The organism is Polynucleobacter sp. Latsch14-2 (genome assembly GCF_018881925.1).
In the GTDB taxonomy this organism is placed as follows: Bacteria; Pseudomonadota; Gammaproteobacteria; order Burkholderiales; family Burkholderiaceae; genus Polynucleobacter.
On the sequence record NZ_JACVPL010000001.1, the window covers coordinates 313,241 to 339,188 of the forward strand.

The following is a 25,948-nucleotide window of genomic DNA, read 5'->3' on the forward strand; positions in this document are numbered from 1 at the left end:
CAATGACATCATTTCAACAATTCTTTTAGAGACAAACTGCTTTGAACGAAAACCCACATTTACGCAGCACTAAGACGGCGGTGTTGCTACTAAACTTAGGAACACCTTCTGCGCCAACACCCAAAGCGGTAAGAGCTTATCTTAAGGAATTTCTTTCTGATCCTCGTGTTGTAGAAATTCCTCGTGTGATTTGGTGGTGCATCTTGAATGGGATTATTTTGCCAATTCGCAGTGGTGCATCGGCAAAAAAATATGCCTCGATTTGGCTGCCAAAACTGGGATCACCTTTAATGCACTACTCACGCTTACAAGCAAAAGCGCTTAGCGAGAGATTTGCCGCTCAAGGTCAAACAGTCTTGGTAGATTTGGCAATGCGTTATGGGCAACCATCCACTACCGAAGCCCTTAAAGCCCTTCAGGATCAGGGGATGGAGCGTTTGCTGCTATTGCCTTTGTATCCTCAGTACTCTGCAACGACAACAGCTTCGAGTTTTGATGAGGTCTTTAGAGTTTTGGGAACTTGGCGTAATCAGCCTGAATTGCGCTTGGTAAAGCACTATCACGATCACCCTGCATACATTGACGCTTTGCGCGATCAAGTGATGAACGCATGGGACAAAGACGGTCGACCAGATTTTTCAAAAGGCGATCGTTTGGTTATGTCGTTTCATGGCTTGCCTAAACGCAATTTAATGAAAGGCGACCCTTATCATTGCGAATGCCTTAAAACAGGACGCTTGCTTGGTGAGGCGCTTGGTTTAGTTGCCGAGCAATATCTGGTTACCTTTCAATCACGCTTTGGAAAAGCCGAGTGGCTCAAACCCTATACCGCCCCCACTATTGAGAAGTTGGCAAAAGACGGCTGTCAGCGGATTGATATTTTCTGCCCTGGATTTCCGGCAGATTGCCTTGAAACCTTAGAAGAGATTGCAATGGAGGCACGGGAAATTTTCTTGGAGCATGGTGGAAAAGATTACCGCTATATTCCTTGTCTCAATAGCAATCCAAAATGGATTGATGCTTTGGCTGAGATTGCCGATCAGCATTTATTGGGTTGGTCATTGGGTGTTGAATCCGACGCTGAACTGACTTTGCGGAGCCAGCGCGCCAAAGCAGTAAAGTCTGGACTTGAAAATCCATAATCTGACCCCATATTGCAAAGAAGTAGACCCCCCTTAAAGAAAAGTGAATTAGTTGCCATGACACAAGAAAATCAACATTCTTCTGAAGATCAGTCCAAAGAACAGTTGGCGGGAGATCAGCAGGCCCAAGCTACAACTGAGCCAGAGCTCGCAGCCCAAACCCCTGAGCAAGTTATTGCCGATTTAAATCAGAAACTGGCCGAAATGCAGGATAACTATCTGCGCGCCAAAGCTGAGGGTGAAAATATTCGTCGTCGTGCTGTAGAAGATATTGCGAAGGCGCATAAATTTGCGATTGAGGGTTTTGCAGAGAATTTAGTACCAGTTACGGATAGTTTGTACGCAGCCCTAAATGCTGAAGCGGTTGATGCGAAAGCCTTTAAGGAAGGTCTTGAGATCACGCTTAAGCAGTTGCTGAGCGCCTTTGAAAAAGGGCGCATGACTGAGATTAATCCTGCAGTGGGGGATAAATTTGACCCGCACCACCACCAGGCAATTGCTTCAGTTCCATCAGAGCAGGAACCCAATACCGTGGTCTCCCTTCTTCAGAGGGGGTACTCCATCTCTGACAGGGTATTGCGACCTGCTTTGGTGACGGTCAGCGCACCAAAATAAGCCTTTTTGGCCTTTGAAAGGTCAAAAAACTCATAAAAAGGCAGAATTCTGCCTTTTTGCTCTTTGAGCTCTTGAATTCTGCCTTTCAGACCCCATTTATTGGATATCGATTTATAGCAATGACACAAACAATTTATTTTTTGGAGCAATTATGGGAAAAATTATCGGAATTGACTTAGGAACCACGAACTCGTGCGTTTCCGTTATTGAAAACAATGCCCCCAAGGTTCTTGAGAACGCTGAGGGTGGTCGTACAACCCCATCCATCATCGCCTACATGGAAGATGGTGAAGTTTTGGTTGGTGCGCCTGCAAAGCGCCAGTCAGTAACCAATCCTAAAAACACTGTTTATGCAGTTAAGCGTTTGATGGGCCGTAAATTTACTGACGCTGAGGTTCAAAAAGATATTGGCCTCATGCCTTACGCCATCATTCAGGCGGATAACGGTGATGCATGGGTTCAGGCGCGTGATAAGAAGATGGCGCCGCAGCAAGTATCTGCAGAGATCTTGCGCAAAATGAAAAAAACCGCAGAAGACTATCTTGGTGAAGAGGTAACTGAGGCGGTGATTACTGTGCCTGCTTATTTCAACGATAGCCAACGTCAGGCGACCAAGGATGCTGGGCGGATTGCTGGCCTCGATGTCAAGCGCATCATCAACGAGCCAACTGCAGCTGCATTGGCATTCGGTTTGGATAAGCAAGACAAAGTAGACCGCAAGATTGCCGTGTATGACTTGGGTGGCGGTACGTTTGACGTATCTATTATCGAGATTGCTAACGTTGATGGTGAGAAACAGTTTGAAGTGCTCTCCACTAACGGCGATACCTTCTTGGGCGGCGAAGATTTTGACCAACGCATCATCGACTGGATCATTGCTGAGTTCAAAAAAGAGCAAGGTGTTGATTTGAGCAAAGACGTACTGGCATTACAGCGCCTGAAAGATGCTGCCGAAAAAGCCAAGATTGAATTGTCATCTGCGCAGCAAACAGAAATTAATTTGCCTTATGTTACCGCTGATGCCAGTGGTCCTAAGCACTTAAATCTCAAGTTGACTCGTGCCAAGTTGGAGTCATTGGTTGAGGAGTTGATTACTCGTACAGCAGGCCCATGCCTTACAGCAATTAAAGATGCTGGTGTAAATGTAGCTGATATTGACGACGTGATTTTGGTTGGCGGTCAGACACGCATGCCTGCAGTGCAAGATAAAGTAAAAGAAATCTTTGGCAAAGAGCCGCGTAAAGACGTTAACCCTGATGAGGCCGTGGCCGTTGGTGCTGCAATTCAGGGATCCGTGTTATCTGGCGATCGTAAAGATGTATTGCTTTTGGACGTTACCCCTTTGTCTTTGGGAATCGAAACCTTGGGTGGCGTCATGACCAAAATGATTCCGAAGAACACCACGATTCCGACCAAGCATTCACAGGTCTATTCAACTGCGGAAGATAATCAACCTGCTGTAACGATTAAGTGCTTCCAGGGTGAGCGTGAATTGGCTGCGGCGAATAAGTTACTTGGCGAATTCAATTTAGAGGGTATTGCTCCAGCACAGCGTGGCATGCCGCAAATTGAAGTGACCTTTGATATTGATGCCAATGGTATTTTGCATGTCACCGCAAAAGATAAAACCACTGGTAAAGAAAATAAGATCACCATTAAAGCTAACTCTGGATTGACCGAAGAGGAAATTCAGCGCATGGTCAAAGATGCTGAAGCCAACGCCGCTGAAGATAAAAAGGTATTGGATTTGGTCACTGCTCGTAATACTGCAGATGCGCTGGCGCACTCCACTAAGAAAGCTTTGGAAGAGCATGGCGCAGGTTTAGAGGCTGCTGAAAAAGAGGCGATTGAGTCTGCCTTGAAAGAGTTGGATGAGGCTATCAAGGGCAGTGATAAAGCAGCGATAGAAGCTAAGACTGAGGCGCTGGGTAAGGCAAGTCAGAAGCTAGGTGAAAAGGTGATGGCTGCAGAACAAGCCAAAGCTGGTGGCGCACAAGCTGCGGCTCCAGGTGGTGCACAAGCTGCAGCTCCTGATGCCGATGTAGTTGATGCCGACTTTAAAGAGGTTGACGACAAGAAGTAATCGGAGTCATTCACCAGTTGTTTTGAAGTAACTAAATAACAAGTCGGCCTCGTGCCGACTTGTGCCATTCAGGTTGTTGAGAGGAACAGTTGTGCCAAAAAGTAAACGCGATTATTACGAAGTACTTGGTGTGGCAAAGGGTGCTAGCGATGCAGAGCTAAAAACGGCTTATCGCAAATTGGCGATGAAGCATCACCCTGATCGCAACCCGGATAGCAAAACTGCCGAAGCGCAATTTAAGGAAGTGAAAGAGGCCTATGAAACGCTGACAGACCCTAACAAGCGGGCAGCCTATGATCAATATGGCCATGCTGGCGTCGATCCCTCAATGGGTGGTTTTGGAGGGGGTGGCTTTGGCGGTGGCGGTTTTGCAGATGCCTTTGGTGATATTTTTGGCGACATCTTTGGTCAGGGCGGGGGTCGCAATGCCGGTCCTCAAGTGTATAAAGGCGCTGATTTACGTTACAACATGGAGATCACGCTTGAGCAAGCGGCCGAGGGATACACTACTCAAATTCGTGTGCCGAGCTGGAGTAATTGCAAACCGTGTCATGGCACTGGTGCCGAGCCTGGTAGCAAGGCTGAAAAGTGTTCGACCTGTGATGGTCATGGTCAAGTTCGGGTCCAGCAAGGCTTTTTCTCTATGCAGCAAACTTGTCCTAAGTGTCGTGGCACTGGCGAGTACATTCCGAAACCATGTAAGACTTGCCATGGCAGCGGTAAACAAAAAGAACAAAAAACACTTGAGATCAAAATCCCCGCAGGGATTGATGATGGTATGCGCGTGCGTTCTGTTGGCAATGGCGAGCCTGGCATCAACGGCGGCCCTGCCGGAGATCTCTATGTTGAGGTCAGAGTAAAGCCTCATAAGGTCTTTGAGCGTGACGGAAGTGATTTGCATGTACAGATGCCCATCTCTTTTGCAACTGCCACTATTGGCGGTCAGATTGAAGTGCCGACCCTTTCAGGGCGTGTGGAGTTCCCAATTCCAGAGGGAACGCAAACTGGGAAAACCTTCCGTTTACGTAATAAAGGCATCAAAGGCTTGCGTTCAGCAATTATTGGAGATCTATTCGTGCACGTGATGGTAGAGACGCCAGTGAAATTGACTGACGAGCAAAAGAGTCTGCTGAAGAAATTTGACGACAGCTTGCAGTCCGGTGGTGATAAACATAACCCTCATCAAAAGGGTTGGTTTGACGGCGTAAAGAGTTTCTTTAGCTAACCAGAGTTAACCAGCAAAGCCGTGTTCAACCCCGGGAAACTTACCGGATCTAACTTCTCGAACATAGGCTTTGACTGCAGCCTCAATGGATGCGTGACCATCCATAAAGTTTTTAACAAACTTCGGTGGCTTTCCTGGGCTGATGCCCAACATATCCTGCAAGACTAAAACTTGTCCAGAGCAATCTGGACCCGCCCCAATTCCGATCGTGGGAATGGCGAGTGATTGAGTAATGAGTTTGCCTAGCGAAGAAGGTATAGCCTCTAGTACTAGCATTTGTGCCCCAGCTGCTTGACATGCTAAGGCCTGGTCGTGCATCAGACTTGCAGAATCTTTTGATTTGCCCTGAACTTTATAGCCACCCAAGACATGAACGGACTGCGGCAATAAACCTAGGTGTGCACAAACTGGAACACTGCGCTCCACTAAATATCGAATAATGTCAATTTGCCAGTCTCCACCGCCTTCAAGTTTGACCATATCCGCGCCAGCGCGCACAAGTTCGGCGGCAGAGTCTAAAGCCTGAACTGGGTCGCCATAAGTGGCAAAGGGTAGGTCGGCAATAATGAATGCATGCGTATTTGAGCGAACTACACATTCGGTGTGATAGGCCATTTGTTCAAGCGTAACGGGGGTGGTGCTAGAGTGGCCTTGAATCACATTGCCCAGTGAGTCGCCAATCAGAATGGTTTCGATACCGCAACGATTTAATAGCGCAGACATGGTGGAGTCATATGCCGTTAACATCGAAATCTTCTCCCCAGCAGCATGCATGGCAAGAAGGTTGGAAATGGTGATTGGCTTATCGCCTTGTAAGTAGCCCATGGCGAGAGTTTAATGAATTAATGTGCGGTTTGGCTAGAAACGGTCTTTTCCCCGCAATTACAGTTACGGCAGGGGAGCTTTTCAATTCTTTGATGAGCTACTTGGGGTAAAAAGTGCTTTAGTTCCCCCAAATTAGGCAGGAAGAAATTTGGCGCAATCTCAAGTAGTGGGAGTAGCACAAAAGAGCGCTCGATGATGCGGGGGTGAGGTAAGGTTAATTCGGCGTCAGCTTGGGAAACCCCCTCAAACGACAAAATATCTAGATCCAAAGTCCGAGGTGCGTTGGCATAAGGACGCTCCCGACCAAATTCTTGCTCGACTGCTTGGCAAATGTGCAAAAGACCATACGGACTGAGTTCGGTCTCAATTTCAATGACGGCATTGATATAGTCGCCACCCTTGGCTTCCACAGGAGCACTTTGATAAAAACAACTTTTGGCCAAAATATGGAGTTCACAGCGTTGTGCAAGACAAATGATTGCATCGGTAATGAGCTGACGTGTGTCGCCGATGTTGCCGCCAAATCCAATAAACGCCCGAGCCATAAAGTTTCCAAACAAGATATAAAACTACTTTACTGAAATTTTCCTAATCTTGCTTAGCTTGCTTCACCTTCAGCGGGTGAGGTGGCTTTGGGTTTTCTGCGACGACGCCTTTTGGCTGGCGAATTGGTATTGCCGCTGCCGGATTCATTTTTAGCGGCGGCCATTAAAGCCTCTTGCCCGGCAGGGTCCGCTGCGATAAAGCTTGTCCACCATTCGCCTAAAGCTGGATTTTGTTCCCCAGTAGCGCAGCGGAGCAACATGAAGTCATAGCCCGCCCTAAAGCGAGGCGACTCAATCAGGCGATAAGGGTAGCGACCAACTCGCTTTTCAAAGCGAGGTTGCATAGACCAGATTTCTCGCATATCACTCTCAAAGCGACGCTGAATCGTCATGCCGCTACTTTGGGTGGCGATCGTATCGTCCATCGCGTCATGAAGCGCTGGAATATTCGATAGACCTTTGGCAGTGTTCTGCTTCCAGTTTTTCAGAAGATCAGGCCAGAGTAAGGTTGCAAAAAGGAAGCCGGCGGAAACACTCTTACCAGATTGGATGCGTTCGTCAGTATTGGCGAGCGCTAAGCGAACAAAATGATTGGCATCTTTAGAGCCTGTTTTTGTATCAAGGATGTGGTCGAGCAGGGGGAGTAGACCATGGTGTAGTCCGGCATCGCGCAAGCCTTGAATGGCTGCCCAGGAATACCCAGACATTAATAGTTTGAGAATTTCATCAAAGAGGCGAGCTGCTGGCACATCATGAATTAAATTACCAAGCTTGGCAATTGGAGCGCGCGTGGCAGCGTCTAAAGTAAATCCTGTTTTGGCAGCAAAGCGAATCGCGCGCAACATGCGAATGGGATCTTCGCGATAGCGTTTGGCTGGATCACCAATCATGCGTAATGTTTTCTTTTGCATGTCAGCCATTCCGCCGTGGTAGTCGAGTACTGTCTCGGTGGCTGGGTCATAGTACATGGCATTGATGCTGAAATCGCGACGTGCGGCATCTTCGTGTTGCGAACCCCAAACATTGTCCCGGAGGATGCGACCATTTTCTGCAAGATGGTCTCCTGCGTTATCCAGCAGGGCTCTAAAGGTTGAAACTTCAATTATCTCGGGCGCGCCTTTGCCGAAAAAGGTGACATGCACTATCTGAAATCGGCGACCAATGAGGCGCGCTTTGCGAAAGAGTTTTTGTACTTGGTCTGGGGTAGCGTTGGTTGCAACATCAAAATCCTTTGGGCCGATGCCAAGAGCCAAATCACGCACGGCACCACCTACGATAAAGGCTTCAAAACCAGCCTGCTGAAGTGTGTGCGTAACCTTAACTGCGTTTTTGGAAAGTAGGTGTGGATCGATGCGATGGGTTTTTTTGGGTACCCGCTTTGGCGCACCCGTGTGATTGGCTTGTGTGTGTCGATCCATGGGATCGCGACGCAAGATGCGCTTGATAAATTTAGTAATCATGCAAACAATTCAAGAATAGGCCAATTGCGTTTGGCTGCTTCGTTACGAAGACGGGCGTCGGGATTTGTGGCAACAGGGTGGCTAACCTTTTCTAAAAGCGGTAAATCATTCATTGAATCTGAGTAAAAATAACTACGCGGCAATTGGTCTAGAGCAAGGCTCTGAGTAGCCAACCAATCATGCACCCTTTGGATCTTACCCTCGCGGAAGTTGGGAATGCCTTTTACCTCGCCCGTGAAGTTTGCTAGAGGATTATCCCCTGTCGTTGCCGGCTCGGTCGCAATAAGGTGTTCAATGCCAAAGCGCTCGACGATAGGGCGGGTGACAAAGCTATTGGTAGCGGTGACTACACAACAGAGATCCCCAGCATCCTGATGGCGCTTAACAAGATCTAATGCTTGTTGACGCAGTTGGCCATGAATAACTTCATTCATAAAGGCATCGTGCCATTCTTTGAGTTGAGCGCGTGAATGCTCGGAGAGTGGCTTTAAGGCAAAACGCAAAAATTCATGGATATCGAGTTTGCCATCTTTGTAGTCTTGATAAAACCGCTCATTTTGTTTCGCGTAATACTGACTATCAACTACTCCGATGCGGGCCAAGAATTGCCCCCACTCATAGTCGCTATCACAAGGCAAAAGGGTGTTATCTAAATCGAAGAGGGCGAGTTGAGTCATTAAATATTTTATTTGGGCTGCAAGAGCTCACGCACTAGCGGCAAGGTGACGGCACGTTTTGTTTCTAGTGAATAAAAATCTAAAGCATCCATTAAGGCCATTAAGTTTGGCATATCTCGATAAAAGCGATTTAACAACCAGGGCAGTACGTCGGCTGATAGCACGAGACCCCGCGCCTGTGCCGCCTGTTCTAAAGCCTGTATTTTCTCATCATCATCCAAAAGATGGGTCTGAAAGACTAAACCCCACCCTAGGCGGGTTCGGAGGTCTTCGCGGAGGTCTAAATTAGCAGGTGCTGCTTTACCGGCCATAAAGATATGGATCGCTTTGCTTGCTTGAACGCCGTTAAGAATGCGAAATAATGCGGCAACCAGGCGTTCATCTAAGCGGTCCACATCATCGACGGTAATGATAGAAGGCGTATCAAGATTGCTCAAGAAACTCATTTTTTCTTCGAGTCGCACCCAGGAAATTGGCTCGTTTGGGCTAAGACGAGAGCGTTCAATGCCCAGCTGCTCTGCTGCATTATTTAGAGCTGACAGTAGGTGACTTCGACCTGAGCCTTCCGCTCCCCACCAGTAAAGCCAGCGTTGATTTAAGGGGTTTTCTATGTCAGCACTAATTTTTTTGTGATTCCACTGGTCGACTAAATTCCGCAAATGGGTAATCAGCGCTAGATCCTTGCCAGGTAAAAAATTATCAAGTGTGGCTTTGGGGATGCGGCTAATATCAAGTGCAAATTGTCTCGGCAATGGAGTCTTATTCATTACTACTTAGCCTACTTTTGGTACCAAGCGCTTTGGGTATAGCGTGACCAGGTGTATTTCACGAGCACTAGGCTGACTGCGCTAATGGGTAGAGCGAGCAACACACCAAAGAAGCCAAACAATTTGCCAAACAATAACAAGGCGAACAGAACTGCCACGGGATGGAGGCCGATTCGCTCGCCAACTAAGCGAGGCGTGAGAAAGAAGCCTTCAAGAAATTGCCCAACCCCATAAACAATTAATACGCCAATCATGGCGCCGCCCGGACCAAATTGCAAAAGTGCCGACAGGACCGCCAGTGAGAGGCCGAGAGTAATTCCAACGTAGGGAATCACAATCATGAGCGCTGTGAATACGCCTAAGGCAACTGCCCCCTGAACGCCAATAAGGCTCAAGCCAATACTATAAAAAATAGACATGATGGATATAACAATGAGCATTCCTCTGAGATATTGAGAAAGCAAGCCATCGGTATGCATCGCGAGGTGATGAACGGTTTCTTGGGCCCGTTGAGGAACTATTTGCTTAAGTAATGCGAAGAAGTGATCCCAATCGATCAGCAGATAGAACACCACAAACAAAATCAATACTGCATTCACAAAGCCAGCGATAACAGAACTTCCAGACATTAATACTGTGTCTAGGGTTGAGCTCATGAGTGCATCAGCGTTATCGTTAATATGCGCAGTGATTTTTTGAGTGACATTAGCCTTCAGATCAATCCAATCAACATTGATGTGCAATTCAATGAGTTTTGGGCCCAACCAAGCTTGGGTATTTTGAATCCAACCCGGTAACTGCGTTTTGATGAGGGGGATTTCGTTTTTCAGCAGGCCGATAAATAGGGCTAGGATGAAAAAAACTAGCCCCAGGCCAATAATCATGGCGATCGCAGCTGAAGCGGTTCGAGGTACTTTTTTCCCTTGAAGCCATAGGCAAACTGGGCGCAGAGCATACGCCAGAATGAATGCAGTGAGAAAAGGAGTGAAAATTTCGGCCATGTTGCATGAATCCTCTAGAATTCAATGATTCTACTGATCAAGTACCGTTTTTACTAATCTTCTACAGCTGCCATGACCTCATCTACTAATTCTGCCTCGAAAGGCCTTTCCTACCGCGACGCTGGCGTCGATATTGACGCCGGGGATGATTTGGTGGATCGTATTAAGCCTTTGGCCAAAAAGACCATGCGTGAGGGTGTATTGGCTGGCATTGGTGGTTTTGGGGCTCTTTTTGAGGTGCCTAAGCGCTATAAAGAGCCAGTCTTGGTCGCGGGTACTGATGGCGTAGGAACAAAGCTGAGGCTGGCTTTTGAATGGAATCGTCACGACACCATTGGTCAAGACCTTGTTGCCATGAGTGTGAATGACATTTTGGTGCAAGGGGCAGAACCCTTATTTTTCTTGGATTACTTTGCCTGTGGCAAGCTGACGGTAGACATGGCAGCTACCGTAGTGGCTGGGATTGCTCGTGGTTGTGAGCTATCGGGCTGCGCCTTAATTGGCGGTGAGACCGCTGAGATGCCTGGGATGTATCCTCCCGGCGAATATGATTTGGCTGGTTTTGCAGTCGGGGCGGTGGAAAAATCCAAAATCATTACTGGTGCAATGATTGTCCCCGGTGATGTTGTTTTAGCGATTGCTTCTAGCGGCGCCCATTCCAACGGCTATTCTTTGGTGCGTAAAATTATTGAACGCGCCGGTGCAAAGCCCACTGATGACTTGGGCGGTCGCCCCTTAGGTGATGTCGTGATGGCCCCTACAGAAATTTATGTGAAGCCACTCCTAAAGTTGATCTCAGAAGTTAACGTCAAGGGTATGGCGCATATTACTGGCGGTGGTTTGGTTGATAACGTGCCGCGCGTACTTCCAGAAAATGTTCAGGCAGTTCTGCATCGAGATAGCTGGAAAATGCCAGAGCTCTTCCGCTGGTTGCAGATGAAGGGTGGAGTTGCTGATGCCGAGATGGTGCGCGTGTTTAATTGTGGCATTGGTATGGTGGTGATCGTCTCTGCAGATCAGGCGGAGACTGCTATCAAGTTACTGAACGGCCAAGGCTTATCAGCATGGACTGTTGGCGAAGTGCTTGAGCGTCCTAAAGACGCCCCACAAACAATAGTTATCTAGCCTGCTTGAGCTAAAGTCTGCTTGCAGTAATCCAATGCTGCATTTAACTCGATTGGGTTAAAGGGATCAAAAGTATTTCTGCCGGCGATTGCTCTTAACCAAGTCAATTGTCTTTTGCCTAGTTGCCTTGTGGCTGCCAGAGCTTTGTAGCGCATTTGATCGTAATCGATTTGCCCAGCGAGATATTCCCAAACTTGTCGATAACCTACCGAACGGATGGCAGGTAAATCAGGATGGAGCGCAGGGTTAGCGCGCAGTCGCTCTACTTCTTCTATTAATCCGCTGCTGAGCATTTGATCAAATCGTCTTTCAAGATTGACATGCAATTTCGCGCGATCATTGGGTTCGAGTGATACCAGATTAATCCACTCAGGAATGTCTGATCCTTCTCTACCATCTTCGCTAGGTGAGTCTGCCAGCAAGGTGGACATGGGCTTGCCAGTAATTTCATAAACTTCAAGCGCTCGTTGCACGCGTTGAGAGTCGTTAGGCATTAAGCGTGCCGCTGTAATGGGGTCAACCAACATCAATTGAGCATGCATTGCTGGCCAGCCTAGGACTTTGCCTTGAGTATCTAGGCGCTCACGAATTTCTGCATTAGCGGGCGGCAGGGAAGATAGACCATGCGCCCACGCGCGCCAGTACAGCATCGTCCCACCGACAACAATGGGGATATTGCCCCGGGTGCGTATTTCTTCACAGAGCTGCTTGGCATCATTGGCAAATTTTGCTGCCGAGTAAACCTCAGTTGGATCCAGAATGTCAATCAGATGATGAATCACCGTAGCTTGCTCTAGTTGGGTAGGTTTAGCGCTGCCAATATCTAAACCACGATAGACCAAAGCAGAATCCATGCTGATGAGTTCAATTGTCGCCCCAATAGATTTGGCATGTTCAGCAAGAGACATTGCGAGATGGGTTTTACCTGCGCCTGTGGGGCCCACAATACAGAGTATGGGCGGGTTAATCTGTGCAAGCGCAGGCTGAACGTAGGATTCAGTTTGCATGCTTTGATTATAAGAGCCTGTTAATATCCGCCTCAAGCTAATCGTTGGAGTACATGTTGATTGATGCCCTATTGCAAATAAGTGATTTATTGCTACATATTGACCGCCACCTTGATGTGGTGATTCAGCAATATGGCTACTGGGCCTATGGTTTATTGTTTGCGATTATTTTTGCAGAGACAGGTTTGGTGGTCGCACCATTTTTGCCTGGGGACTCATTACTATTTATTGCAGGAGCCTATTGCGCCACTGAGCACTTTAATCTTTGGACTTTGTGCATTGGTTTGTTGTTTGCGGCTGTTGCTGGTAATACCGTGAACTATTTCGTTGGCCGTTGGATTGGCCATCGCGTATTTAGTAGTCAATCGCGCTGGATCGATCAGGCCGCCTTGCGTAAGACCCATTCTTTTTATGAAAAACATGGTGGCAAGACCATTATCCTGGCACGCTTCTTACCTATTATTCGAACGTTTGCACCATTTGTCGCTGGTGTATCGGAAATGAATTTCTCGCGCTTCCAGTTATTTAATATTACTGGGGCTGCGTTATGGGTATTCGGCCTAGTAGCAGCAGGCTACTTTTTTGGAAATATTCCAGTGATTCGGGAGAACCTCAATATTATTGTTTTGGTTGGCATCGGCGCTGCTGCTGTCCCTATTGTGCTAGCGGCGCTATATAAATTATTTCAACGCAAGAAAAAATAACGAGAAATAAGTCATAAGAAGGCCATAACAAAACTACGCTAGATTTAGTGCAGCTTTGTTTGTCCTTCGAGCGTAGCAATATGCTCACGAATATCGCTGGCGTCTTCCGCGCCGGGGACTTCCTGAAGGTAGCGTTGCATATCTGCTAGCGCAGGACGCAGATATTCCAGCTGTGCAAAGATTAGGCCGCGATCGCGAATCTCTTCTGCTGAGTCTGGTAGGAGAATGACCAGTCGCTCCTGTACCCCAAGCAGTCGCTCCCAACGCTCATGCTCCGAGTAAATCATTTTGAGATTTCTCAAGAAGCGCGAGAGAATTTCTCTTGGGCTTGAGGCGCGCAAGAAAAGATTCAATGGCAGACTCAGTTCGCCACGATAGCCCTTGGCATCAAGGTAGGGATCGAGCATCTCTTGTAGTTGATGCTTGGAAAGAGAGTCGCCGTTAAGTGGGTCCATGATGATTTCGCCCTGCTGCAAAGAGATGCGCATCATGAAATGATTTGGAAATGACACTCCACGAATCTTCAGGCCAATTTGCTGTCCCAGCTCCATCATCAAGATTGCCAAGGAAATAGGAATACCTCGGCGGTTCTCAATGATCTGATGTAGATAAGAGTTTTCGGGTGCATAGAAATCGTTTGGGTTAGGACCAAAGCCGAGTTCTGTATAAAAAAAATGTTTGAGAATTTGTAGGCGCTGAATGGGTGCGGTATCTGCAGTGATGCGAGTTTTGAGTTTGGTGCCTAATTGATCAATCTGGTCTAGTACACCTTGGACATCCAAATCTGGATAGGCATGCTGTGCTACTGCAATGGCCGCCTCGGTTAATGGGAGATGTTCATCTTCGGCAACTAAGGAAGTGAAATAGTCGAGCTGTTGTGTTGGCATAAGTGCTATTTTGCATGACGCAGAAATTTTTGCCAGCGAATTCCAACAAGACCTAGGGTGGCAAAGTAAATGACTGCAGCCGCACTGAGCCAGCAAGCTAGCAAGCCAATTCGTATCCAAGGGTTTATTTGTAGGGCAATCCAATCGTGCGCGTTGGCTGCGTAGTAAAGCAACATGCCAAAAGGAATCAAGGCCACACACAGTTGCCCAAGATATTTGCCCCAGCTTGCATTGGGTAGCGCACCGCGCTTGCTTAGGCCAATCCACAGTAAGCTGGCATTAAGGCAGGCCCCAACACCAATCGAAAGTGCAAGACCTGCATGCCCAAGCCAAGGCACGAAGACCAGATTGGCTAATTGTGTAACCACTAAAACAAGTAAGCCAATTTTGACGGGAGTGCGAATATCTTGCCGTGAGTAAAAACCAGGTGCTAGAATTTTTACGAGGATCAAGCCAATCAGACCAACGCCATAAGCAGCTAGGGCGCGTTGTGTCATCAGTACATCGAGTGCATTGAATTTTCCGTAGTGATATAAAACTGCGGCAAGAGGCTCTCCAAAAATAAAGAGTGTTAATGCGCAAGGAGCGGCTAACAAAAAGGTTAGTTGCAATCCCCAAACCAGTAATTCCCCAGCATGCTTTAGATCATTTTGCGCATTTGCTTTACTCAGGCTGGGTAACAGTACGGTACCTAGTGCCACACCTAAAAGGGCGGTTGGAAACTCCATTAATCTGTCTGCGTATGACAGCCAAGAAACGCTCCCAGCAGGTAGGCGAGACGCAATGTTGGTATTAATGATGAGGGAAATTTGGGCGACGGAGACGGCAAAGACTGCGGGACCCATGAGCTTGAGAACGCGCCTTGCCTCTGGATTGGCGGCGGCACGCTTTATGGCTCCAGGTAGTAATCCAATGCGCGGTAAGAGTCCTAAGCGAGCAAGTGCTGGAACTTGGATTGCTAGCTGCAAAATGCCACCCAAAAGAACGCCAATACTCAGGGCGTAAATTGGTTGCTCTAGGTGTGGCGCCAAAAAGACGGCGCTGCCAATCAGGGCAAGATTGAGTAAAACAGGGGTAAAGGCAGGAATAGCAAAGCGCTGAAAGGTATTGAGAATCCCTGCTGACAGGGAAACCATGGAAATTAACCCAATGTACGGAAACATGATGCGGGTCATGACAACGCTAGCTTCGTAGGTTGAACTACCCTTAAAGCCCGTAGCAATCACCAGGATCAATAAGGGGGCGCCGATGACCCCTAGAAGTACCGTGAGAAGCAAAGCCCAAAATAAGAGGGTAGCAACCGCATTTACGAGGATCTGAGCCTGTTTTTGATCCCCATTGCTGGAAATTTCTCCCAAAATTGGCACAAAAGCCTGAGAAAAGGCCCCTTCAGCAAATAATCGACGTAATAAGTTTGGGAGCCTAAAGGCCACATTGAAGGCGTCCGTCCACTCTGAGGCCCCAAAGCTACGGGCAATCAAGGTCTCTCGGAGGAGGCCGGTGATGCGGGACAGCATGGTCAGGGAGCTAACTTTGGCGGCAGCGGAAAGCAGGTTCATGAGCCGATTTTCACCTATTTATCGGACGACTGGGCTTTTTTGCCCCTTTAATGTAAAATCTTGGGTTTTGGTGGCTTGACATCTAAAGTTGCATGGATGGCTGTCCTCAAGTAGATTTTTAACTAATCGTATTTTGTAAATTAATAGGCAAGGTTTAAAGATGGCCAATACCGCACAAGCGCGTAAACGCGCACGGCAGGCAGTAAAACAGAACGAACATAACTCCAGTTTGCGTTCTAAGCTTCGCACTTCCATCAAGGCAGTTCGTAAAGCAATCGAAACTGGTGACAAAGCAGCAGCAGCTAAGGTATTTGCGGCAACTCAAGCAACAATCGACAAGATTGCTGATAAGAAAATTGCGCATAAAAATACTGCATCACGTCAGAAATCACGTTTGTCTGCAGCTATTAAGGCTATGGCAGCGTAATTCTGTTTTTGTTTTAGGCTGGCAAGAGAGGGTTCTTGTCATAGCCCGCTCCTTATCAGGGCGGGTTTTTGTTTTTAGGCTTGGGTTTGTGGCTTGGGTTCGAATTCACAAGCCTCTTCGATTGGCAAGCTATTGTCTTTGGCAAAGTTCATGACAAAGTCGAGCGCTCGAGGATCAAGGTCGCCCAGTCTGGTGTCAATAACAACGCATTTCACTTTTGCAATGACAACGGGTCTGACATAAGGCGAGTAAGTGAAGCGGGGGTCTCCAGCATCACCTGGAGGGCGAAAGCTAGCCATGACCCCGCAAAGTCTTTCGGCCCAATCACTGGGGCGAAATGGTTTGCCAGAGGTGGTAATGCCTTGAATGAAAAGCTTTTTGTGGTTCAAGTGGGCGTAAACCGTAGTAAAAATAAGTATTGCTAGACCCTCTAGCTTAACAGCGTGAGATGGTCGTAAGATGACTTTAGGAACTATTTTTGTGCAGTTGTATTCCCTTAAAAAATGCAAGCTAAAACTTTAGTAGAAAGCTCAACTATGACTTCCTTGGCAAAACCTCAGTTGCCTGGTCAGGTAAAGCATTACTTGCAGTTTTCTGACCTGACCCGCCATGAGTACGACTATTTGCTGAAAAGATCAGCTTGGCTCAAGGCTAAATTTAAGAGTTACGAAACTTGGCATCCATTGCATGACCGTACCTTGGCCATGATTTTTGAGAAACACTCAACTCGCACCCGTCTTTCATTTGAGGCTGGCATTCATCAGTTGGGCGGTCATGCTGTTTACCTCAATACCCGTGACACTCAGTTGGGTCGTGGCGAGCCTGTAGAGGATGCTGCTCAGGTCATTTCAAGAATGACTGACATCATCATGATTCGTACATTTGGCCAGGACATTATTGAGCGTTTTGCAGCGAACTCTCGCGTTCCAGTGGTTAATGGCTTAACCAATGAATTTCACCCATGCCAGGTATTGGCCGACATTTTTACTTATGTCGAGGCTCGTGGCCCGATCCAGGGAAAAACGGTAGCATGGGTTGGCGATGCCAACAACATGGCTTACACCTGGATTCAGGCGGCAGAGTGCCTGGATTTTCAAATTCGCTTCTCAGCTCCACAGGGTTATCAGTTGGAGGGCGCACGTTTATCACCAATGGCTAAAAATTATTTGACTGTGTGTAACAGTCCAGAGGATGCGTGTCGTGGTGCAGACTTGGTAACTACGGATGTCTGGACTAGCATGGGCTACGAAGATGAAAATACTTCCCGCATGAACGCCTTCAAAAACTGGATGGTCGATCAAGATCTGATGTCTTTAGCCAAGCCAGATGCGCTGTTTATGCATTGCTTGCCAGCGCATCGCGGCGAAGAGGTATCTGCTGAGGTGATTGATGGCCCCCAAAGTATTGTGTGGGAAGAGGCAGAAAATCGTTTGCATGTTCAAAAAGCCTTAATGGAGTTCTTACTCTGCGGCCGTTTAGATTAAGTAGTGTTGTTCTTATGAAGTCTTGTTAATTTTTATTGAATAGAAATCATGTCTGATATCAAAAAAGCGGTACTGGCTTACTCTGGCGGTCTTGACACAAGCGTGATCTTGAAATGGCTTCAAGATACTTATCAGTGTGAGATCGTAACTTTTACTGCCGATCTAGGTCAGGGCGAGGAGCTCGAGCCTGCCCGCGCTAAGGCTCTACAGTTTGGTATTAAGCCCGAAAATATTTTTATTGATGACTTGCGTGAAGAGTTTGTGCGCGACTTTGTATTTCCAATGTTCCGTGCCAATACAATATATGAGGGTGAATACTTATTGGGCACCTCAATTGCCCGCCCTTTAATTGCAAAACGTCAGATTGAGATTGCTCGTCAGACTGGTGCGGATGCGGTATCTCATGGCGCCACCGGCAAAGGTAACGACCAAGTACGTTTCGAATTGGGTTACTACGCACTTGAGCCGGGAATCAAAGTGATTGCCCCATGGCGTGAATGGGATTTGCTCTCACGTGAAAAGTTGATGGCTTACGCAGAGAAGCACGGCATTCCAGTAGAAATGAAACATAAGCAAGGTGGCTCACCATATTCAATGGATGCTAACCTCTTACACATCAGTTACGAAGGTCGTCATTTGGAAAACCCAAATGCTGAAGCTGAAGAATCTATGTGGCGCTGGACTGTTTCCCCTGAAAGCGCCCCCGATGCCCCCGAGGTCATTGAAATTGAATTCCGCGCTGGCGATCCAGTGGCGATTAATGGTAAGGCGTATAAGCCACACGATTTATTGGCAGAGTTAAATCGCCTTGGCGGTAAGCATGGTGTAGGACGCCTTGATTTGGTAGAAAATCGTTTTGTCGGTATGAAGAGCCGTGGTTGTTATGAAACCCCAGGCGGTACGATACTTCTAAAGGCCCATCGCGGCATTGAGAGCATCACACTTGATCGCGAAGTAGCTCATTTGAAAGATGATTTGATGCCACGGTATGCAAGCCTGATTTATAACGGTTTGTGGTGGGCGCCAGAGCGCATTGCTTTGCAGACCTTAATTGATCACACTCAGCAGATGGTTAACGGCGTTGTGCGCTTAAAGCTTTACAAAGGCTCTGTATCCGTGATTTCTCGTGACTCAGCCAATACTTTATTTGACCAAACCATTGCAACCTTTGATGATGATGGCGGCGCCTATAACCAGGCGGATGCGGGTGGCTTTATCAAGCTCAATGCATTGCGCATGCGAATTGCTGAGACAGCTAGACGCAAACGAGCCAAATAAGACATCCAAAATAATTCAGTAAATCAGACTAGAAAGAATAAAAATGCAATTTGATCAGGTTTCCGTTGGTAAAAAAGCGAATGTTTTTTTTGACGGTAAGTGCGTTTCACACACTGTGACTTTGCCTAACGGCATTCGTAAGTCTGTGGGCGTGGTGTTACCAAGTACTTTACGTTTTGACTTAAGCACCAAAGAGATCATGGAGGTGGTTGACGGCAATGCCTTTGTCAGCATCAATGGCGCCCCTGAGCAAGAGTTCAAGGCTGGTCAAAGCTGGGAAGTAGAAAAGGGTGGTTACTTTATTATTCGTGCAGAGGCTCCAGTGCACTATGTGTGCCACTTTGAGTAATCTGAAGTCTAATCGGGCAAGATTAACCACCTTCGGGTGGTTTTTTATTTGGTTTAGTGTGAGAATTTGTTAATGAAACTAATTCAGATTGTTATTACCTTTCTCATCTTTGCGACCTCTCCTGTGCGCTCTCAGGTTTTCGATGTTCCTTATCAGGGTGATGCACCAACCAGGACGCTATTAACTGCAACTCAGAATGCTAAGGCGGTGGTTTTACTCTTTCCTGGTGGCGGCGGTGTTTTGCGACTGCAGGATGATGGTTCGACAACAAACTTTCACACCTTTGTGAGATCGAAAAACTTATGGGCTCAATATGGGATTGATTCTGTATTGGTCGATACACCTTACGACTTGGGTGCAGGCATGAGAAATTCTCGATCCATTAGGGATCATCAGCAAAGAATCTTCAATGTCGTTTCTTATTACAGAGAAAAGCTGAATCTACCCGTGTGGATTTTTGGGCATAGCATGGGAACAGTCAGCGTTACTGAGTTTGTAAATGGCGGTAAGGATAAAGAGAAGCTCATTGCTGGGGTTATTGTTGCGGGCACATATCGGTCGGCAACAATCGATTCAGATGTTGGTGTTCCGGTATTGGCGATTCACCATGTAAGTGATGGATGTGGCTCTACGCCCTTTGTTGCTTCTGAGCGAATGATTTCCAATCGCCCGAATAAATCAAGCGCTCAATTTATTCGGATCGATGGCGGAGTCAGCGAAGGTGACGTTTGTGGCTCTATGGCTTATCACGGCTTTAATCAACGGGAAGCTGAGTTTGTTAAGGCCGCCGCCCAATTCATTTTAAAAAACTAGATCCTGATGTCTTATCTTTTCGGTAAGCCTTGAATCAGAGTTCCCGGAACAATAACGCGGTCTGAAAACCATTGTTTATTCATTTCTAGAGCGTATCGAACTGCTGCTGTAGGGCAGTGATTATTAGTTGTCTCAGCCTGCATCTCGTCGATATTCACAATTTTTCCATCATCAGCAATGAAGGCAATCGACAAAGGCAGCTTAGTATTTTTCATCCAGAAGCAATTACCTGCTTTTTGCTCGAAGATGAATAGCATGCCTGAATTTGTGGGCAAGTTGGCGCGATTCATCAGCCCAATTTCTCTCGCTTTGGGCGTGTCTGCTAATTCAGCCTGAATGCGATAGATGCCAGCCTTTAGTTCAATACTTGGCAAGCCGGTATTGACTTGTGCAAGAACGGGGCCCGCGGCACTAACTAAAGCGAGCGCAATCAGTGGGGGCAGGAATTTAAGTAATGTCATCATGCGGTGAATTTTAATGGAGACAAATTGCAGACGAAAAAAACCCCAGGAACAAGTCCTGGGTTTTCCTAGTGATCTACAGACTATTAAGCACCTTGGATATTGGTAGCTTGCTTGCCTTTAGGACCTTGGGTAATGTCAAACGTTACCTTTTGGCCTTCTTTGAGGGTTTTGAAACCGCCCATTGTGATCGCGCTGAAATGCGCAAACAACTCTTCTTCACCATCATCAGGTTTGATAAAGCCAAAACCTTTTGCATCATTGAACCACTTAACAATTCCGGTCGCCATGCGAACTCCATTACATAATCTTAAAACAACCGTGATGAGGGTGAATACTTTTTAATCAGTCTCGCTCTACAACACGCCTAAATAGGACTTCAAATAAAGCCTACCCCCCGATTGTTTGCCCTTTATGGTGGGGTGTCAAGGGGTTAAGTGCATATAGTTGTAGTTAGCCCCCCCTTTTTTTATCAAAAAATGCCCCAATATGGGGTAAATAAGGCTTTATTGCGTGATTTTTGCAACATGTCACCTGTAAAGTTAACTTTCGCTATCTGTGTTTAGAATGTTTCTCATGAGTCGTGCACCTAAAAACCCAACGGTTGGTAATCCCAATAACCCCAGCCTTGAAGACACTATCCTTCTTGAAAAGCAGGCCGAGAAGCTGAAGGCGCCTTCAATGTACAAAGTTTTATTAATGAATGATGACTACACTCCAATGGAGTTTGTTGTCATGATCATTCAGGAGTACTTTAATAAAGATCATGAAACGGCAACCCGGATCATGTTGCAGGTTCATTTGGTAGGCAAAGGCGTTTGCGGGGTATTTACCCGTGATGTTGCGGCTACAAAAGTGCATCAAGTTATCGAGCTCTCGCGTGAAGCGGGTCACCCACTACAGTGCACTATGGAGGAAGCATGATTGCCCAAGAATTAGAAGTAAGTTTGCATATGGCGTTTGTTGACGCAAGGGCTGCTCGACATGAATTTATTACGGTTGAACACTTGCTCGCATCGCTGTTGGATAACGCCACCGCGGTAGAGGTATTGAAAGCGTGTGCTGTCAATATTGCCGAGCTGCGTGCACAGCTCAAGAATTTTATAAATGACAACACCCCAGTCGTTCCTGGAAATGACGAGGTTGACACGCAGCCAACACTTGGATTTCAGAGGGTAATTCAGCGCGCCATTATGCATGTGCAATCCACATCGAATGGCAAAAAAGAAGTGACTGGCGCCAATGTATTAGTTGCCATATTTGGCGAAAAAGATTCTCATGCGGTTTACTTCTTGCAGCAGCAGGGGGTAACACGTTTGGATGTAGTGAACTTTATAAGCCATGGTGTGCGCAAAGATCAGGCTGAGCAGGTTAAGCCTGCTGATGCTACGCAAGAAACTGAAGAATCAGCTTCCACTGGTAAAGAAAGCCCGCTGGACCAATACACGCAAAACCTCAATGCCCTGGCCCGCCAGGGAAAGATCGACCCTTTGATTGGTCGCGACAGCGAGGTGGAGCGAGTTGTTCAAGTGTTATGCCGTCGTCGCAAGAACAATCCTTTGTTAGTGGGCGAGGCTGGTGTTGGTAAGACGGCTATTGCTGAAGGCTTGGCATGGCGCATCGTAAAAGGGGATGTTCCTGATATTCTGGCTGATGCCACTGTCTATTCCCTGGATATGGGTGCACTCTTAGCCGGTACTAAATATCGCGGTGATTTTGAGCAGCGCCTAAAGAGCGTTCTCAAGTCTCTGAAAGATCATCCGCATGGCGTTTTGTTTATTGATGAAATTCATACCTTGATTGGTGCGGGTGCTGCATCTGGCGGAACCTTGGATGCTAGCAATTTACTCAAGCCAGCCCTATCAAATGGTCAGCTCAAGTGTATTGGTGCAACCACCTTTACAGAATATCGCGGCATCTTTGAGAAGGATGCAGCTTTGTCACGCCGCTTTCAGAAAGTGGACGTAGTTGAGCCAACAGTAGATCAGACGGTACAAATTCTACGCGGCTTAAAGTCGCGCTTTGAAGAGCATCACAGTGTGAAATATGCTGCGGCAGCATTAGTTGCTGCTGCTGAACTCTCTGCTCGCTATATCAATGACCGCCATTTGCCAGACAAAGCAATTGATGTCATTGATGAGGCTGGGGCTGCGCAACGCATATTGCCAAAGTCTAAGCAGAAGAAAACAATTGGCCGCCCAGAGATTGAAGAAATCGTCGCCAAGATTGCGCGCATACCGCCTCAGTCCGTCACTGTTGATGATCGTAGCAAGTTGCAAACCCTAGACCGCGATATCAAGAGTGTCGTGTTTGGCCAGGATCCTGCGATTGAGGCATTGGCTAGCGCCATTAAGATGACGCGCGCTGGTCTTGGAAAGATTGATAGGCCGATTGGCTCATTCTTGTTCTCTGGCCCAACGGGCGTCGGCAAGACTGAGGTGGCTAAGCAACTCGCTTATATTTTAGGTATTGAGCTCTTACGCTTTGATATGTCTGAGTACATGGAGCGTCATGCGGTCAGTCGTTTGATCGGCGCCCCCCCTGGCTATGTAGGCTTTGATCAAGGCGGCCTCTTAACTGAGGCTGTGAATAAGAAGCCACACTGCGTGCTCTTGCTTGACGAGATTGAAAAAGCGCATCCAGATATTTTCAATATCCTCTTGCAGGTAATGGACCATGGCACTTTAACGGATAACAACGGTCGCAAGACGGATTTCCGTAATGTCATCATTATCATGACCACAAATGCCGGCGCTGAAGCAATGCAAAAGTCCACAATGGGCTTTACAAATGTCCGCGAATCTGGCGATGAGATGGCTGACATTAAGAAATTTTTCACGCCCGAGTTCCGCAATCGTTTGGATGCCATTGTTTCTTTCAAGGCGCTTGATGAAACCATCATCATGCGTGTGGTTGATAAGTTCTTAATGCAATTAGAAGAGCAGTTGCATGAGAAAAAAGTAGATGCAACTTTTAGTGCTGCATTACGCGCTCACTTGGCGAAGCACGGCTTTGACCCTCTCATGGGTGCAAGACCAATGCAACGGATCATTCAGGATACGGTTCGCAAAGCCCTTGCTGATGAGCTACTTTTCGGTAAGTTAGCTCAAGGCGGTCATGTGGCTGTAGACGTTGATGCTGATGGTAAGGTTAAGTTGGATTTTGATGCACCAATCGCGCCAAGAAAAACGCTGAAGGCCGATGTAGCGCCTGCAGAAGAGATGTGATTCGGTTTTAGCCGTGCTTAAAACATAAAAGACCACCTTGAGTGGTCTTTTATGTTTATGAGGGGCGATTTAAGTTCTGCCAGTGCTGCCAAAGCCTCCTGCTCCACGACTGCTTTCGGTGAACTCTTCTACGACTTTAAGTTCTACTTGCATAACTGGCATGACCACTAGTTGAGCTAGGCGCTCCATGGGCTCTAGCTTGAAAGAAGTTGATCCACGATTCCAGGTGCTGACCATGAGTTGGCCTTGGTAATCTGAATCAATTAAACCCACCAAGTTGCCTAGGACGATGCCATGTTTGTGGCCAAGACCTGAGCGAGGGAAGATAAAAGCTGCGTAGCGCGGGTCTTCAACAAAGATTGCCAGGCCGGTAGGTACCAGTATGGTTTGTCCGGGCGCAATCTCAATGGTTTCATCAATGCAGGCACGAAGATCTAAGCCGGCGCTACCAGGCGTTCCATAGGCGGGCAACTGATCGCGCATACGTTCATCGAGGATTTTGACTTGAAGAGATTGCATGAGATTTCCTAAAGCTGGGAATATAAACTAAGGTAATGGAGTAAATTTAAATTTTCTTGGCGACTATCTGAATGAGTTGCCGAGCGAGTTGAATTTTTTCAGCTTTGGCTATTTTCTTGCTACCGCTTTCATCGATGACCAGCAGTTGATTGAGATCGCTACCAAAGGTATCCGGGCCAATATTACCAACTACCATTGGAATGTCTTTGCGCTTGCGCTTCTCATCGGCATGCTTTTCAAGATCAGTGGATTCGGCTGCAAAGCCAACGCAGTATGGATGTGGCTTACCGGCCTTAGTTTTTACAGTTTTTGCCACATCTAGGAGTATGTCTGGATTAGCAATAAATTCAAGATTTGGCGCTTGTTTACCTTGCCGCTTGATTTTTTGCTTAGAGGGCTTGGCAATGCCCCAGTCAGCTACAGCAGCAACTGCAAAAAAAACATCGCAATCCATAGCGTTCATCGTGGCAGAATGCATTTCTTTTGCGCTGACGATATTGACACGAGTAATCTTACCGGTGGCCTCTAAAGGTGTTTTGAGATCGCAGGGACCGGCAATCAGATGCACTTGGGCGCCAGCCTCAACGGCAGCGCGGGCAATTGCAAACCCCATCTTGCCAGAGCTGCGATTGGTGATGCCGCGCACAGGATCAATTGCTTCAAAGGTGGGTCCAGCAGTAATCAATACCTTTTTACCGGCAAGCAACTTTTTCTGAAAGAAGGCAACTATTTGTTCGGTAATTTCTGCTGGCTCAAGCATTCTGCCCATGCCGACTTCGCCACAGGCCTGGGCGCCAGCGGCGGGACCTAAAAGTGTAATCTGATCTTGCGCAAGACGTGTCACGCTTCTTTGGGTGGCAGCATGCTCCCACATCTGTTTATTCATGGCAGGCGCTAATAGTAACGGACAGTCTCTTGCTAGGCAAAGCGTGGTCAATAAATCATCCGCTAGACCGAGGGAGAGTTTCGCCATGAGGTCTGCGCTGGCTGGGGCAATCAGAATTGCATCTGCAGCTCTAGATAGCTCGATATGCGCCATATTATTGGCAATGCTGCTATCCCATTGACTGGTGAAAACTGGGTTACCAGTGAGGGCTTGCATGGTGACAGGGGTCACAAACTGTTGCGCGGCCTCAGTCATAACCACCTGGACACTTGCGCCTTCTTGCATTAAGAGTCGAGCGAGTTCGGCGGACTTATATGCCGCAATCCCACCGGATATTCCGAGTACGATTTTTTTGTTCAAAAGTGATTGCATGGCGCCAGCTTAATGGGATTGAGGGGATTTGCCAAATGACTTACGCAACTCGCCTAAAACAATGAGCGCGGCACCTATGCAGATTGCACTGTCGGCAATATTGAAAGCTGGCCAGTGCCAGTTGCCGCAATGTAGGTCAATGAAGTCAACCACTGCGCCATACATTATGCGGTCTAAGACATTCCCGAGTGCGCCGCCCAAAATAAAGCTCAGGGCAATGGAGAGGAGGCTATCAGTTTGATTTTTGCGAAGTAGCCAAAGAATATAGAGGGAGGCTGCTAAACCGAGAATGGTAAAAAACCAGCGCTGCCAGCCAGAACTCTGTGCCAAAAAAGAAAATGCTGCACCTGGATTTAATAACAGCAACCAATTCATAAAAGGTAGGACTGTTTCAGGGACTCCAAATTGCAGATTACTCAGCGCCGACCATTTGCTGAGTTGGTCTAGCAATAACACCACAGAAGCTACTGCCAGAGAGCGCAGAAATATGAAGTTCACAGATTTGTTCAT

The 25,948-nt window shown here is 47.3% G+C and carries 28 protein-coding genes; 13 read left to right on the forward strand and 15 right to left on the reverse strand.

All coding sequences use genetic code 11. From position 1 onward, the window contains the following. The first annotated feature begins 41 nt into the window (after nt 1–41). The 4 genes from hemH to dnaJ all read left to right on the forward strand — a co-directional run bounded on the left by hemH (nt 42) and on the right by dnaJ (nt 5,065). Complete coding sequence (hemH, locus tag ICN46_RS01625) at nt 42–1,142, forward strand: ferrochelatase (protein WP_216203811.1); 1,101 nt, start codon at nt 42–44, stop codon at nt 1,140–1,142. Between the two features lie 57 nt (nt 1,143–1,199). Next, nucleotides 1,200–1,757, forward strand: coding sequence for a nucleotide exchange factor GrpE (gene grpE / locus ICN46_RS01630; protein ID WP_216203814.1), 558 nt, complete (start codon nt 1,200–1,202; stop codon nt 1,755–1,757). 151 nt (nt 1,758–1,908) lie between these two features. Next, a complete protein-coding gene (gene dnaK / locus ICN46_RS01635; RefSeq protein ID WP_216203816.1) occupies nt 1,909–3,840 on the forward strand; it encodes a molecular chaperone DnaK in 1,932 nt (643 codons plus the stop codon). Nucleotides 3,841–3,931: 91 nt separating this feature from the next. Continuing rightward, on the forward strand, nt 3,932–5,065 hold the full coding sequence (gene dnaJ, locus ICN46_RS01640) for a molecular chaperone DnaJ (protein ID WP_216203818.1): 1,134 nt from the start codon (nt 3,932–3,934) through the stop codon (nt 5,063–5,065). A 6-nt stretch (nt 5,066–5,071) separates the two neighbouring features. Here the strand turns inward: dnaJ and panB are convergent, their stop codons facing one another. The 6 genes from panB to ICN46_RS01670 are packed head-to-tail and all read right to left on the reverse strand — an operon-like array spanning nt 5,072 to nt 10,340. Continuing rightward, nucleotides 5,072–5,890: a 3-methyl-2-oxobutanoate hydroxymethyltransferase gene (gene panB, locus ICN46_RS01645; RefSeq protein ID WP_216203820.1), complete on the reverse strand. Its 819-nt coding sequence runs from the start codon at nt 5,888–5,890 to the stop codon at nt 5,072–5,074. A 17-nt stretch (nt 5,891–5,907) separates the two neighbouring features. Then, complete coding sequence (folK, locus tag ICN46_RS01650; RefSeq protein WP_524538570.1) at nt 5,908–6,450, reverse strand: 2-amino-4-hydroxy-6-hydroxymethyldihydropteridine diphosphokinase; 543 nt, start codon at nt 6,448–6,450, stop codon at nt 5,908–5,910. A 38-nt stretch (nt 6,451–6,488) separates the two neighbouring features. Further along, complete coding sequence (pcnB, locus tag ICN46_RS01655; protein WP_216203822.1) at nt 6,489–7,895, reverse strand: polynucleotide adenylyltransferase PcnB; 1,407 nt, start codon at nt 7,893–7,895, stop codon at nt 6,489–6,491. Next, nucleotides 7,892–8,572: a histidinol-phosphatase gene (locus ICN46_RS01660; RefSeq protein ID WP_216203824.1), complete on the reverse strand. Its 681-nt coding sequence runs from the start codon at nt 8,570–8,572 to the stop codon at nt 7,892–7,894. Before ICN46_RS01660 ends, pcnB begins: the two co-directional genes overlap by 4 nt. Nucleotides 8,573–8,580: 8 nt before the next feature. Further along, nucleotides 8,581–9,339 carry a DnaA regulatory inactivator Hda gene (hda, locus tag ICN46_RS01665; RefSeq protein ID WP_216203826.1) on the reverse strand — a complete coding sequence of 253 codons (759 nt, stop codon included), beginning with the start codon at nt 9,337–9,339 and terminating at the stop codon, nt 8,581–8,583. A gap of 11 nt (nt 9,340–9,350) precedes the next feature. Beyond that, complete coding sequence (locus ICN46_RS01670) at nt 9,351–10,340, reverse strand: AI-2E family transporter (protein ID WP_216203829.1); 990 nt, start codon at nt 10,338–10,340, stop codon at nt 9,351–9,353. A gap of 72 nt (nt 10,341–10,412) precedes the next feature. Between ICN46_RS01670 and purM the strand changes: the two genes are divergently transcribed. Further along, complete coding sequence (gene purM, locus ICN46_RS01675) at nt 10,413–11,465, forward strand: phosphoribosylformylglycinamidine cyclo-ligase (RefSeq protein ID WP_216203830.1); 1,053 nt, start codon at nt 10,413–10,415, stop codon at nt 11,463–11,465. Here purM and miaA read toward each other — a convergent pair. Continuing rightward, nucleotides 11,462–12,472 carry a tRNA (adenosine(37)-N6)-dimethylallyltransferase MiaA gene (gene miaA / locus ICN46_RS01680; protein WP_216203832.1) on the reverse strand — a complete coding sequence of 337 codons (1,011 nt, stop codon included), beginning with the start codon at nt 12,470–12,472 and terminating at the stop codon, nt 11,462–11,464. The genes purM and miaA overlap by 4 nt on opposite strands. 53 nt (nt 12,473–12,525) lie before the next feature. Here miaA and ICN46_RS01685 point away from each other — a divergent pair, with 53 nt between their 5' ends. Then, nucleotides 12,526–13,176, forward strand: coding sequence for a VTT domain-containing protein (locus ICN46_RS01685; RefSeq protein WP_216203834.1), 651 nt, complete (start codon nt 12,526–12,528; stop codon nt 13,174–13,176). Nucleotides 13,177–13,220: 44 nt separating this feature from the next. On the opposite strand, the gene ICN46_RS01690 is transcribed toward ICN46_RS01685, so the two are convergent. Then, on the reverse strand, nt 13,221–14,063 hold the full coding sequence (locus tag ICN46_RS01690; protein WP_216203835.1) for a SirB1 family protein: 843 nt from the start codon (nt 14,061–14,063) through the stop codon (nt 13,221–13,223). A 5-nt stretch (nt 14,064–14,068) separates the two neighbouring features. Further along, on the reverse strand, nt 14,069–15,622 hold the full coding sequence (murJ, locus tag ICN46_RS01695; protein WP_216203837.1) for a murein biosynthesis integral membrane protein MurJ: 1,554 nt from the start codon (nt 15,620–15,622) through the stop codon (nt 14,069–14,071). A 160-nt stretch (nt 15,623–15,782) separates the two neighbouring features. On the opposite strand from murJ, the gene rpsT reads away from it, so the two are divergent. Continuing rightward, nucleotides 15,783–16,049 carry a 30S ribosomal protein S20 gene (rpsT, locus tag ICN46_RS01700; protein WP_011903592.1) on the forward strand — a complete coding sequence of 89 codons (267 nt, stop codon included), beginning with the start codon at nt 15,783–15,785 and terminating at the stop codon, nt 16,047–16,049. A 74-nt stretch (nt 16,050–16,123) separates the two neighbouring features. On the opposite strand, the gene ICN46_RS01705 is transcribed toward rpsT, so the two are convergent. Further along, the gene (locus ICN46_RS01705; RefSeq protein WP_216203839.1) at nt 16,124–16,438 is read right to left on the reverse strand and encodes a DUF3579 domain-containing protein; all 315 of its coding nucleotides are present in this window, start codon (nt 16,436–16,438) and stop codon (nt 16,124–16,126) included. A 147-nt stretch (nt 16,439–16,585) separates the two neighbouring features. On the opposite strand from ICN46_RS01705, the gene argF reads away from it, so the two are divergent. From argF to ICN46_RS01725, 4 genes are all read left to right on the forward strand, one after another. Then, complete coding sequence (gene argF / locus ICN46_RS01710; protein ID WP_216204009.1) at nt 16,586–17,533, forward strand: ornithine carbamoyltransferase; 948 nt, start codon at nt 16,586–16,588, stop codon at nt 17,531–17,533. Between the two features lie 48 nt (nt 17,534–17,581). Then, the gene (locus ICN46_RS01715) at nt 17,582–18,811 is read left to right on the forward strand and encodes an argininosuccinate synthase (protein ID WP_216203841.1); all 1,230 of its coding nucleotides are present in this window, start codon (nt 17,582–17,584) and stop codon (nt 18,809–18,811) included. Nucleotides 18,812–18,854: 43 nt separating this feature from the next. Further along, on the forward strand, nt 18,855–19,160 hold the full coding sequence (gene ppnP / locus ICN46_RS01720; protein ID WP_216165241.1) for a pyrimidine/purine nucleoside phosphorylase: 306 nt from the start codon (nt 18,855–18,857) through the stop codon (nt 19,158–19,160). A gap of 72 nt (nt 19,161–19,232) precedes the next feature. Further along, complete coding sequence (locus ICN46_RS01725; RefSeq protein WP_216203843.1) at nt 19,233–19,973, forward strand: alpha/beta fold hydrolase; 741 nt, start codon at nt 19,233–19,235, stop codon at nt 19,971–19,973. A gap of 11 nt (nt 19,974–19,984) precedes the next feature. Here the strand turns inward: ICN46_RS01725 and ICN46_RS01730 are convergent, their stop codons facing one another. Further along, nucleotides 19,985–20,437, reverse strand: coding sequence for a DUF192 domain-containing protein (locus ICN46_RS01730; RefSeq protein ID WP_370625465.1), 453 nt, complete (start codon nt 20,435–20,437; stop codon nt 19,985–19,987). 83 nt (nt 20,438–20,520) lie between these two features. After that, nucleotides 20,521–20,724 (reverse strand): cold-shock protein, encoded by a 204-nt coding sequence (locus tag ICN46_RS01735; RefSeq protein ID WP_216203846.1) that lies wholly within the window; start codon nt 20,722–20,724, stop codon nt 20,521–20,523. A 277-nt stretch (nt 20,725–21,001) separates the two neighbouring features. On the opposite strand from ICN46_RS01735, the gene clpS reads away from it, so the two are divergent. Together clpS and clpA are read left to right on the forward strand one after the other, a co-directional pair. After that, a complete protein-coding gene (gene clpS / locus ICN46_RS01740) occupies nt 21,002–21,358 on the forward strand; it encodes an ATP-dependent Clp protease adapter ClpS (protein ID WP_216203848.1) in 357 nt (118 codons plus the stop codon). Continuing rightward, nucleotides 21,355–23,661, forward strand: coding sequence for an ATP-dependent Clp protease ATP-binding subunit ClpA (gene clpA / locus ICN46_RS01745; RefSeq protein ID WP_216203850.1), 2,307 nt, complete (start codon nt 21,355–21,357; stop codon nt 23,659–23,661). The genes clpS and clpA overlap by 4 nt, the downstream gene beginning before the upstream one ends. Nucleotides 23,662–23,730: 69 nt before the next feature. Here clpA and dut read toward each other — a convergent pair whose 3' ends face one another. From dut to lspA, 3 genes are read right to left on the reverse strand one after another with little or no spacing between them, the layout of a single operon-like run. Continuing rightward, a complete protein-coding gene (gene dut, locus ICN46_RS01750; RefSeq protein WP_216203852.1) occupies nt 23,731–24,180 on the reverse strand; it encodes a dUTP diphosphatase in 450 nt (149 codons plus the stop codon). 46 nt (nt 24,181–24,226) lie between these two features. Next, a complete protein-coding gene (coaBC, locus tag ICN46_RS01755) occupies nt 24,227–25,438 on the reverse strand; it encodes a bifunctional phosphopantothenoylcysteine decarboxylase/phosphopantothenate--cysteine ligase CoaBC (protein ID WP_216203854.1) in 1,212 nt (403 codons plus the stop codon). Between the two features lie 9 nt (nt 25,439–25,447). Beyond that, nucleotides 25,448–25,948: a signal peptidase II gene (gene lspA / locus ICN46_RS01760; RefSeq protein ID WP_216203856.1), complete on the reverse strand. Its 501-nt coding sequence runs from the start codon at nt 25,946–25,948 to the stop codon at nt 25,448–25,450.